This is a genomic window from Candidatus Eisenbacteria bacterium (assembly GCA_035712145.1).
Lineage (GTDB): Bacteria > Eisenbacteria > RBG-16-71-46 > RBG-16-71-46 > RBG-16-71-46 > DASTBI01.
On the sequence record DASTBI010000190.1, the window covers coordinates 62,082 to 73,250 of the forward strand.

Genomic DNA, 11,169 nt, shown 5'->3' on the forward strand with positions numbered 1-11,169 from the left:
GTCCGCCGATAACGATGAAGATTTGCTAGAATCGCGGCCCGCGAAACGAGCATCTTCACCCCCGAGGCCTTCATGTCGAAAGTCGCCGTCCTACGCACTTCACCCGAAACCGTGGTCGAGGACTATGGCCGCCTGATGGACCTGGCGGGCTACCGCCAGGCGCTTCCCTTCAGCGCCCAGACCTGCCTGCGAATCAACATCTCCTGGCACGTCTACATGCCGGCCTGCTCCACGACGCCCTGGCAGATGCACGGCGTGATCGAGAAGCTTCGTTCCGACGGCTATGACGTCTCCCGCGATCTCATCGCGGCCCAGAACGACACCGTGGTGGTGAGCTGCCGCGAGGGCACGGTCAAGAATCACCTCGCTCCGGTGCTCGACCGCTACAAGGTTCCGATCCAGTACCTCAGCGAGCCGCCCACCGAATGGATCACGTATCAGCCCAAGTCGAAGATGCTGGTGCTCGACCGGGTGTTCGAGAAGCAGGGGATCCAGATCCCCAAGCTGCTGATGGGCAAGAACGTCATCCACCTGCCGACGGTGAAGACCCACGTGTTCACCGGCACGACCGGCGCCATGAAGAACGCCTTCGGCGGGCTGCTGAACCTGAATCGCCACTGGACCCACTCGGTGATCCACGAGACCCTCGTCGACCTGCTGCGGATCCAGAAGGAGGTCCATCCCGGCGTGTTCGCGGTGATGGATGGCACCATCGCCGGCGAGGGCCCGGGCCCGCGCGCGATGCGCCCGCACGTCAAGAACTACATCCTGGCTTCCAGCGACTGCGTGGCCATCGACGCGATCGCCGCCAAGCTGATGGGCTTCGATCCGATGGCCGACCTCAAGTTCATCCGCCTCGCCCATGAGAACGGGCTGGGCGTCGGCAATCCCAGCGAGATCGAGATCGTCGGCGACGACATCAAGGGCGTGAACTTCGGCTTCCGCGGCAGCCTGCAGGAGAACACCTTCGCCTCGTGGGGACAGAAGCTGATCTACTGGGGGCCGCTCAAGCCGCTCGAGAACCTCCTCCTGCGCTCGCCGATCGTGCCGTGGAGCTTCTTCGCTTCACGCGCCTACCACGACGGCTACTGGTATCCGGTCAACGGCAAGCCGCGGGTGAAGCAGATCCTCGAGACCGACTGGGGCAAGCTCTTCAACGCCTATGGCACCGGAGCCGCGCTGCAGAAGGCCTGATGTAATTCCTTGCTGTCCCCGGGGACAGCAAGAACTTACAAGCTACGCCTCCGTCCGGCGCAGGAGCTTCGTTCCCAGCGCGAATCCTCCGAGTCCGAGCCCAAGCAGGATGGCGCACGGCGCCAGCATCTGCGCCGGAGTGAATCCGCGCCAGATCGCCCCTTCGAGACCCAGGATCGCCCAGCGCACCGGGCTCGCCATGCTCGCGGTCTGCATCCATGAAGGCATGGCGAACAGCGGGATCATCGCGCCGCCGGTCATCGACATGGTCATCATGATCGCCCAGCCGAGGCCCGAGACGGCGCGTGCGGTGGTGCCTGCCGCGGAGATCACCAGCATGATGCCGGTCAGCCCCGTGGCGGCGGAGACCACGGCCAGAGCCAGCAAAGGCAAAGAGCTGGGCCGCAGGCCGAACACGAGCGCGCCCAGCGCGAGCACGATGGTCGCGATCGCGATGATGGCGATCAACGCGGCGCCCGCCTTGGCGCCGAGGATCTGGCCGCGCGAGAGCGGCGCCATGCGCAGCCTCACCAGTGTGCCGCGCGTGCGCTCGTTGACCAGTCCCATGGCGAATCCGAACGCGCCGTTCAGGATCGCCCACAGGACACCCTGCGGGAAGCTGACCTCGTAGGCGTTGCGCGGGCCGCGACGGATGCGAGCCACGTCGCTGGTGCTGAAGCGCACCGGCTGCCACGCGGCGCGCCCGGGACCGCCCGCCGTCGCCGAGTCGCGTGCCTGATCGGTCGCGAAGCGGTCGAGCTCCCCGAGAAGACGCCTGACCGAAGCGCGTTGCGCGGCGGGGATGTCGCGCGCGCTGTCGAGCTCGGCCAGGCTGCGCCGCATCTGCTGCTGCATGGCTTGGGGACGGCTGAAGATCGCCTGTGTGTCTTCCGACAGATACTTGGCGAGCACGCCCTGAATCATTCCCGCCTCGGCCTTGCGCGATGGATCGAGCCCGAGCTCGACCTCGGGACCAGGTCCGTAGAAGGGCCGCTGCTTCAGCTCGCCGAAGCCGCGCGGCAGCACCACATACGCCAGCCGCTTGCCGAGCGTCACCGCCTCTTTCGCCTCGGCTCGGCTCATCCGCTGCGCATCGAACTCGGGCAGCGAGTCGAGCCGCGTGGCGAACGCCTTGGACTGTGCCGACTGGTCCTCGTCGACCACCGCGATCGAGAGGCCGCGGGGCTCGCGGCCACCGCCGCTGAACATCGCTCCGAAGAAGATCGCGATCATGACCGGGAAGATGAAGGTGAAGAAGAACCCCATGCGGTCGCGCGCCAGGAGGAGCAGGTCCTTGCCGATCATCGCCAGAAACGCGTGCATCAGTCCCTCAGGTGGCGCCCGGTGAGGTTGAGGAACACCGCTTCGAGATCGGGCTGCTCGAGGCGGAAGCGCGGCAAGCCGCCGTTCCTGGCCAGCTGCGTGAGCTCGGCGACCGGATCATCGGTCTCCAGGCGCTGCTCCTGGCCGTCGCGCTCCAGCACCAGCGCGCTGCGGCCACCGTGGGCGCCGATCAGCCTGGGCACGGTGTCGAGCGCCAGCAGTCGCCCCTGATCGATGATTCCGACTCGATCGCAGAGACGCTGCGCCTCTTCCATGTAATGGGTGGTGTAGAGGATCGTGCGGCCTTCGCGCTTGAGCGCCAGGATGTTCTCGAAGATGGCGTTGCGCGACTGCGGATCCACGCCGACCGTGGGCTCGTCGAGCAGCAGCAACGGCGGATCGTGCACAACGCCGACCGCGAGGTTGAGGCGCCTCTTCATGCCGCCGGAGTACGTCGCCGCGCGATCCTTGGCGCGTGCCGTGAGACCCACGAAGTCGAGCGCCCACTTCGTGCGCTCATCCAATGCCTGGCCTTCGAGCCCCTGGATGGCGCCGAAGAAGCGCAGATTCTCCACCGCGGAGAGCTCTTCGTAGATGGCCAGCGCCTGTGGGGCGACGCCGATCTTCGCTCGAACCTTCGGATCACTCGGCGAGCCGAGACCGGCGATCTCGATGCGCCCACGATCGGGCTCCAGGAGGCCGATCGCCAGCCCCACGGTGGTGGACTTGCCGGCGCCGTTGGGGCCGAGCAGCCCGAAGACCTCTCCGGGCCGAATGTCGAGCGTCAGCGATTCGACCGCCACCGTGGCGCCGTAACTCTTGCGGACCTCGTCGAGCTTCAACATGGTGGGCACTCTACGGAAGAGGCCGCGCCACGGGTGCGGGAATCCGGTGAACGGTGGCCAGGGGCCGGCGAACGGTTGCGGGAGGGTGGCGAAAGGTGACGCATGTAATTTCTTGCTCTCCCCAGGGAGAGTAAGGACTTGCACTCGCGGAGTGGTGGGTACGCGGCTCGACAGAGCCGCTTCACGTTCAGCGCGACTGGCACAGCTCGATCAGGACTCCAAACAGGCTCTTCGGATGGAGGAACGCCACCTGGCTGCCGTGCGCGCCGGCGCGCGGCTTCTCGTCCACCAGGTTGACGCCGGCTGCCTTCGCGCGATCGAGCGCGGCCTGGATGTCTTCGACCTCGAGGCTCAGATGATGGAGCCCGGGCCCGCGAGTCTCGATGAAGCGCGCCACGGTGTGGTCCTTGGAGCGTGGCTCCAGCAGCTCGACCGTCACCGGTCCCAGGTGGAGGAACACCACGCGCAGCGAGCCGCCATCGAGGATCTCCTCCTCGCCACGGGTCGCGCCGAAAGCCGCGACGAAACGCTCGGCGACGGGATCGGCTTCGCGCACCGCGAGCGCCAGGTGGGCCAGGCCGCGCACCGTTCCGCGGTCGCTCATCGCTCCCCCGAAGGCCGGTAGGTTCCGAACACCGCGCGCAGCGTGTCGCACACCTCGCCGAGCGTCGCCCCGCCCTTCAGCGCCTCGAGAATGGGGGCCATCAGATTTTCCGTGCCCCGGGCGCCGGCATCGAGCCGCGACAGCGCTCGCTTCACCGCCCGCGCATCCCGCGCCGCGCGCCACTCGGCCAGGAAGCGTGCTCGCTGGCGCTCGACCTTGGGATCGTGCCGGAACGAAGGTGCGGCGGCATCGCCCTCCGCGTAGCGGTTGACGCCGACCACGATGCGCTCGCCGGTTTCGATCTCGCGCTGCCAGCGGTAGGCGGCGCGGTGGATCTCGTCCTGCACCCAGCCGCGATCGATCGCCACCAGCATTCCGCCCATTCGATCCACGCGATCGATCAGCTCGCGCGCCATTCGTTCGAGCTCGGCGGTGAGCGACTCCACCAGGTAGGAGCCGGCGAGCGGATCGGCGACCTCGGCGACGCCGCTCTCGTGCGCGAGCACCTGCTGGGTGCGAAGCGCCAGCAGCGCGGCTTCCTCGCTCGGCAGCCCGAGCGCTTCGTCGTAGGAGTTGGTGTGGAGCGACTGGGTGCCGCCGAGCACCGCGGCCAGGCCCTGGACGGTCGTGCGCACCACGTTGTTGAAGGGTTGCTGGGCGGTGAGCATCGAGCCCGCCGTCTGGGTGTGGAAGCGCATGCGCAGCGCGTCGGGATCGCGGATGGCGAAGCGCTCGCCGAGCAGCTCCGTCCACAGCTTGCGGGCGGCGCGGAACTTGGCCACCTCTTCGAAGAGGTGGTTGTGCGCGTTGAAGAAGAAAGACAGGCGGCGCGCGATCCGTTCCAGGTCGAGCCCCCGCTCGCGTGCCGCCCCGAGGTAGGTGAGTCCATTGGAGAGCGTGAAGGCCAGCTCCTGGGCCGCCGTCGCTCCCGCCTCGCGCATGTGATAGCCGCTCACCGAGATGCTGTTCCACTGCGGCACCTCGCGCGCGGTGAAGTCGAAGACGTCGGTGATGAGCCGGAGCGAGGCCTTGGGCGGATAGATGTAGGTGCCGCGCGCGATGTACTCCTTGAGCACGTCGTTCTGCACCGTGCCGCCCAGCGCCCCGCGCGCGGTTCCGCGGGCGTCGGCCACCGCCACGTAGAACGCGAGCAGCAAGGGTGCCGTGGCATTGATCGTCATCGATGTGGTGACGCGATCGAGCGGGAGCTGGTCGAGGAGTGCCTCCATGTCGGCCAGGCAGGAGATCGCGACCCCCGTGCGTCCGACCTCGCCGCGCGCCTGGGACTGGTCGGAGTCGAAGCCCATCTGGGTCGGCAGGTCGAAGGCGACGGACAAGCCGCTCTGCCCCTGCGTGAGCAGATAGCGGAATCGCTGGTTGGTCTGCTGCGCGGTTCCGAAGCCTGCGTACTGGCGCATGGTCCACAGCCGCGAGCGATACATCGTGGGGTGGATGCCGCGGGTGAACGGGGGCTTTCCCGGTGGCGGCGTGCGGCGCTCGAGGTCGGCGGGAAGGTCCTTGGCGTCGTACCACGCTTTGAGCGCGATGCCGGAGGGGGTCGAAGGGGCGGGCGTCGGTTTGGGAGCGGGAGCGGTCTTGCTCGTCGTGGGTTTCTTCGCGGTCCGCTTGGCCATCAGCTCTCCGCCGGCGCCAGCCGCACCAGGGCCTGGCCCGCGCTCACCGAAGCGCGCTCCGAGACCAGGACCTCACGCACCACGCCGCCATGCCGCGCCGGCAGCTCGTTCTGCATCTTCATCGCCTCGACCACGGCCACGGACTGTCCGGCGCGCACGACATCGCCCGGCTTCACGCGCAACGCCACGACGAGGCCCGGCATCGGCGCGGCGACGGTCTCGCCGGCCGCGGCATGGTGGGCGGCCTGCGAGGACTGGACGAGCCTCTCGAGGGGATGCCTGACCTCGACCGGCACGATGGCGCCGTCGAGCGTGATCTCCAGTCCCTGCCCGGTTGGGCTGACGCGCACCTCGTGCGAGCGGCCTTCGATCAGCAGCGAGTAGACCTCGCCGTCCGGAAGCCGCCGGAAGTCGGCTTCCAGGCGCCGCCCCTCGATCTCGACCCAGAGACGGTCCCCTTCGGTGTGGAAGTCGACTTCCGCATCGTGGTCCTCGAGGCTGACCCAGAACTTCACGCGGCGCTCCTCATCTCGACCGGCCGGGGCGCCCGCGACGATCGGCCCACCGCCACGTGGCGCGCCGCGACTCACCATCGGGCAATGACACCGAGGCGCGCTCCTCGCGCGCGTGCAGCGCGGCGGCGACCACGGCGATCTCGCGCGCGGCGCGATCCGGCGCGAGCGCATGCGCATCGAAGTGCTCTTCGAGGAAGCGGGTGGAGAGCCGTCCGGCCGCGAAGTCGGGATGGTTCACCAGCCAGCGATGGAAGGCCACGTTGTGGCGCACCCCGTCGAGCACCGTTTCACGCAGCGCCCGGTCCATGCGGCGTCGCGCGTGGTCGCGATCCTCGCCCCACACCACCAGCTTGGCCAGCAGCGAATCGTAGTGAACGGGAATGGAATACCCCCGGTAGACGCCGGCGTCGTTGCGCACGCCCGGACCTTGCGGGAAGCGCACGCGCTCGAGACGTCCGACCGACGGCATGAAGCCCAGCGCGGGATCCTCGGCGATCAGCCGCGCTTCCATGGACCAGCCGCGTGGCGCCGGCGGCTCGCGGAAGCTCAGCGGCTCTCCGGCGGCGACGCGCAGCTGCTCGGCGACCAGATCGGCTCCGGTCACCATCTCGGTCACGGGATGCTCGACCTGGAGCCGCGTGTTCACCTCGAGGAAGTAGAACCGTCCTTCCGGGTCGAGGATGAACTCCACGGTTCCGGCGCTTCGATAGCCGACTTCGCGCGCGATCCGGCAGGCGGCCTCACCCAGCGCGGCGCGTGTCTTCGCGTCGAGCGCAGGAGAAGGCGTCTCCTCGAACAGCTTCTGGTGACGGCGCTGGATCGAGCATTCACGCTCGCCCAGGAACAGCACGCGATCGCCGTCGGCCAGGATCTGCGCCTCCACGTGGCGCGGCCGCTCGATCCACTTCTCCGCATAGAGCCGCGGGTCCCCGAATGCCGCCAGCGCCTCGCCGCGCGCCAGCTCGAAGGCCCCCGCCAGCTCCGAGGGCTCGCGCACCACTCGCATGCCCTTGCCGCCGCCACCGGCGGCGGCCTTGAGCATGATCGGATAGCCGAGTGTCAAGGCCGCCTTGTTCGCCGCGGCCGGGTCGTCGAGCGCGCCGTCCGAGGCAGGCACCAGCGGCACCTTCGCGCGCTTCGCCGCGGCGCGGGCCTCGAGCTTGTCGCCGAGCTGTCCGATCGTCTTCGGGGAGGGGCCGATGAAGGTGATGCCGCGCGCTTCGCAGGCGGCTGCGAACTCGGCGCTCTCGGCGAAGAAACCGTAGCCGGGATGCACGGCATCGGCGCGCACCTGGCTCGCGGTGTCCAGCACGTGCTCGAGATTCAGATAGCTCTCGCGCGCCGGTCCAGGTCCAACGGCATAGGCCTCGTCGGCCGTCAGGACGTGGAGCGATTCACGGTCCGGCTCACTGAAGATCGCGATCGAGGTCAGGCCGCGCTCGCGCAACGTGCGCATCACGCGCACGGCGATCTCTCCGCGGTTGGCGACGAGAACGCGCTTTAGTTTCGGCACTCAGCCCTCCAGCACCACGCACGCCACCGCGAGGCCGGCGTCATGGGTGAGCGACAGGTGCGATGCGGTGCACGCCATCGACTCGTAACGCTGCAGCGCGACCTCGTGGAAGCGCAGCGTCGGGACGCGGCCGCCGGGCTGCAGCACCTCGATGTGCTTGAACGCCACGCCGCCGCTCATCCCCGTGCCCAGCGCCTTCGAAGCCGCCTCCTTGGCCGCGAACCGCGCCGCCAGATGAGGCAGCGGATCCTTGTGGCCGCGGCAGTATTCCAGCTCCTGGGGAGTGAACAACCGGGACTCCATGCGATGGCCGAAGCGCTCGAGCGACTCCCGGATCCGATCCACCTTCACGATATCGATCCCGATGCCGCGAACCGGCATGCGCACTCCTGGGCTTCATGAGAGCGCCGAAGCACCGGCGCGGGCGGATGAGGCGCACCATGTTGGGAGGCGTGCGAAAAGCGGTCAAGGGCTTTCGAGACGACGCAGCTTTGAGCCTCGCGTGGACAGAAGGTACCTTGGTTCCGTGCCGGACCTCACCACCGGTTGGATCTGATCACTGTTCACTTCTCATGGCGAGGACCCCAATGCAGACGATCGACGAGCAGATTGCCGCCGCTTCCGTGGACAAGAGCCAGTCGCGCTGGCGCACCCAGCTGCGCAAGCCGAAGCTGGCGAGCTTCGATCCCTCGAAGCGCGTCCTGTGCCGCATGGAGACCAACAAGGGCACGATCACGATCCGGCTGATGCCTGAAGTCGCGCCGATGCACGTCACCAGCTTCAGCTATCTCGCGCGGCTGGGTTACTACGACGGCCTGCCCTACCACCGGGTGATCACCGGCTTCATGGCGCAGGGCGGGTGTCCGCTCGGCACCGGGACCGGCGGTCCCGGGTACACCTTCGACGGTGAGTTCAAGCCCAACGTTCGACACGACCGGCCGGGCCTGCTGTCGATGGCCAACGCCGGGCCGGGCACCGACGGCAGCCAGTTCTTCCTGACGTTCGTCGCCACGCCGTGGCTCGACGGCAAGCACACGATCTTCGGAGAAGTGATCGAGGGCATGGATGTGCTCAAGGCGCTCGAGAAAGCCGGGAGCCGCGGCGGGGAGACGAGCGAGCCGCTGCGCATGGAGAGGGTCACCGTCGAGGAGGCGTGAGCAGGGTCACCAGGGGACGCTGACGCTCAGGCGAACGAGACGCGGTGGATTCAGGAGGCGCGGATCGTGGATGCGGACCCAGTAGTCTCCGATTGCGTCCCGATCCTGGTCCCAGTAAGCGCCTCCAGGGAGGCCGGTCTCGCCTCGGAATGCTCCGTCGTCGTCGAAGACCGTGTTGATCGTCGGATGGGGATATCCGCTGGCGGTCGCGGCGCGCTCGCTCCTGAAGTCGAACAGATTGCGCACGTCGAGGCCGACCCACAGGTGTCCCCGGCTCAGGGCGGGTGACCAGCGCACGCCGAGCGAGGTGTTCTCCTCCCATTTGAAGCGCGCGGAGTTGATGAGCGCGGGATCCGTCGACGTCGCGTTCCGCCGGCTCGGCGTCCACGGGAAAGGCGATCCGACCCGCGTCGCCCACGAGGCCGTCCAGGCGCCGCGCAGCGCGGTCAGCAGCGCTTCGATGGGACCGCGAGGGGTGGCGGGTGCTTGGGGAGATGGCCGGCTCCACTGGCCGATGAACGAGAGTGAGTGGGTTCGGTCCCAGTCCAGCGGGTGATCGCCGGTCGGATCGATCGGACGCTGGAACAGCGGGCCGTACGGGAATCCCTCCGGCTGCGAAGCGGTGCCCTCGGCGTTCATGAAGGTGTACTGGATCTCGTAGCGGCCGGTGGTCATCGGGTGGATCCAGCCGAGCTCGAATCCCTGCGCCTTGCCCTTGTCCTCGTTCTCGTATCGTCGCATGAAGACGTTGGGACGGACCTCGAAGGCTCGAGCGCCGATCTGGCCGAAGAGGTCACGGTAGAAGAACGCGATCTGGAGCGCCCGGCCCTGGTCGAAGAGGTGCTTGAGCGCGGCCTGGAACGAAACGACCGTCGATGGCTGGAGTCCCGGGTTGCCCAGCGGCTGGCGGTTGCTGATCTGGACGCGGTTCTCGTACAGAAAATCACGCGGCGGCGCCTGGTCGAGGCGCACGTACGAGAACGAAAGCACGTCCCGCGTCGAGGTCGGGTACGCGACGCCGAGTCGCGGCGAGATCGTCCAGAAGCCGCGCGCGGGCCCGCCGAAGGACTGGCGCTCGGCCTGCGGGCCGGCGGTGAAGTACTCGAGCCGCAGCCCGCCGTTCACGACCATCCCTTCATAGACCCAGCGCGCTTGTCCGTAGGCGAAGCCGCCGGGGGCGAACGCCTCGTAGCTTCGCAGGGAATCGAGCGTGAGCGGGGACGGCAGGCGCGTGCTGACGTCCAGCTCGCGCAGCGTCACATGGTCGTAGGTCAAACCTGCGCCGAACCCGGTGCGGTTGCCGACCGACGTGGCCCGGTCGAAGTCCGCGCGCGCCAGCCAGGTGGATGTGGCCGACCGATGAAAGAAAGGCTCGTACCCGTAGTACGCGTAGAAGGGATCCGTATTGGGAGAGTCGGGAATGCCGAACCGGGGCCCATCGACTGGCCTCAGGTACCATTCGTCATCGTTTCCGCCGATCGACGTCAGCCGATTCGCCGAGAGCCAGCCGGCGGCGCCCCGCAGCCGTCCTCCGGCGACCGCACGCGACGCCGACAGAATGGCCGCGATCCGGCCTTCGTCGCTCATGGCCTGGTGATCGCCGCCGATGAAGCGCTGATACCCAGGCAGAGGCTCGGTGCTGAAACCAGGCTCGCAGCCGAGAAGCGGATTCACGCACGGCGTGGTGTAGCCGTTCAGCGACCACAGCGGGTTGTAGGGACGGTCGACGATGCGGCTGGCAAGCACCTCGAAGGCCGGTCCGCTCGCCGACCCGACCGGAGCGATCTTCGCGAACCCGAGCAGCCGATTGTCGGCCCGCCACGACCTGGGGTTGGTGCGCGAGATCACGGTCGGCAGATACGTGTCGTCCGTCAGCACGTCTCCTGCGATCGCGATACCCCAGCCACCGGCCACGGGGCCGGAGGCGCGAGCGGCGACGCGATCGTATTGGGTGGGCGTCATGAAGCGGCCCGAGATCCCGGCGTCGGTTTCCCAACGCGCTTCGCCGCTCCAGCGCGATCCGGGTACGGAGGTGCGAGCCTGCACCACGCCTGCCAGGCCTCCTCCGTGCTCCGCATCGAGCCCGCCGCTCACCAGCTCCACGGACTCGATGGCGAGCAGAGGCAGCTCCATCGGCGTGCCCCGCCGCGTCTCGTTGAGCGCCAAGCCCTGCAAGAGCAGGGCGGTCTCGCCGGTACGCCCGCCGCGGACGTGCAGCTCTTCGCCCTGCACGACGACGCCGGCCTTGAGCCCGATCGCGTCCGTCACGCGGTCGACCGGAAGCGTGCGCAGATCCTCGCGCGTGACGATCTGCACCGACTGGCTGGAGAGCATGTCGTGCAGCGGGGAAGCACGCACCACGACTTCCTCGAGCCGGCGCACGA

The 11,169-nt window shown here is 68.3% G+C and carries 10 protein-coding genes; 2 read left to right on the forward strand and 8 right to left on the reverse strand.

All coding sequences use genetic code 11. The features are described 5' to 3' along the window. Positions 1–72: 72 nt before the first annotated feature. On the forward strand, positions 73–1,194 hold the full coding sequence (locus VFQ05_13605; protein HET9327796.1) for a DUF362 domain-containing protein: 1,122 nt from the start codon (positions 73–75) through the stop codon (positions 1,192–1,194). Between the two features lie 42 nt (positions 1,195–1,236). Here VFQ05_13605 and VFQ05_13610 read toward each other — a convergent pair whose 3' ends face one another. From VFQ05_13610 to acpS, 7 genes are all read right to left on the reverse strand, one after another. Next, entirely contained in the window at positions 1,237–2,517 is a 1,281-nt protein-coding gene (locus VFQ05_13610) for an ABC transporter permease (GenBank protein ID HET9327797.1), read from the reverse strand. Continuing rightward, positions 2,517–3,362: an ABC transporter ATP-binding protein gene (locus VFQ05_13615; GenBank protein HET9327798.1), complete on the reverse strand. Its 846-nt coding sequence runs from the start codon at positions 3,360–3,362 to the stop codon at positions 2,517–2,519. Before VFQ05_13615 ends, VFQ05_13610 begins: the two co-directional genes overlap by 1 nt. 187 nt (positions 3,363–3,549) lie before the next feature. Continuing rightward, positions 3,550–3,966 carry a methylmalonyl-CoA epimerase gene (gene mce, locus VFQ05_13620; GenBank protein HET9327799.1) on the reverse strand — a complete coding sequence of 139 codons (417 nt, stop codon included), beginning with the start codon at positions 3,964–3,966 and terminating at the stop codon, positions 3,550–3,552. Beyond that, entirely contained in the window at positions 3,963–5,600 is a 1,638-nt protein-coding gene (locus VFQ05_13625; GenBank protein HET9327800.1) for a methylmalonyl-CoA mutase family protein, read from the reverse strand. The genes mce and VFQ05_13625 overlap by 4 nt, the downstream gene beginning before the upstream one ends. Then, the gene (locus VFQ05_13630; GenBank protein ID HET9327801.1) at positions 5,600–6,115 is read right to left on the reverse strand and encodes a biotin/lipoyl-containing protein; all 516 of its coding nucleotides are present in this window, start codon (positions 6,113–6,115) and stop codon (positions 5,600–5,602) included. The genes VFQ05_13625 and VFQ05_13630 overlap by 1 nt, the downstream gene beginning before the upstream one ends. A gap of 10 nt (positions 6,116–6,125) precedes the next feature. Next, on the reverse strand, positions 6,126–7,628 hold the full coding sequence (locus VFQ05_13635; protein ID HET9327802.1) for an acetyl-CoA carboxylase biotin carboxylase subunit: 1,503 nt from the start codon (positions 7,626–7,628) through the stop codon (positions 6,126–6,128). Next, positions 7,629–8,009: a holo-ACP synthase gene (gene acpS, locus VFQ05_13640; GenBank protein HET9327803.1), complete on the reverse strand. Its 381-nt coding sequence runs from the start codon at positions 8,007–8,009 to the stop codon at positions 7,629–7,631. A gap of 206 nt (positions 8,010–8,215) precedes the next feature. On the opposite strand from acpS, the gene VFQ05_13645 reads away from it, so the two are divergent. Continuing rightward, a complete protein-coding gene (locus VFQ05_13645) occupies positions 8,216–8,785 on the forward strand; it encodes a peptidylprolyl isomerase (protein ID HET9327804.1) in 570 nt (189 codons plus the stop codon). A 6-nt stretch (positions 8,786–8,791) separates the two neighbouring features. Here VFQ05_13645 and VFQ05_13650 read toward each other — a convergent pair. Next, positions 8,792–11,169 (reverse strand): TonB-dependent receptor (locus VFQ05_13650; GenBank protein HET9327805.1); only part of this gene is annotated, 2,378 nt, incomplete at its 5' end.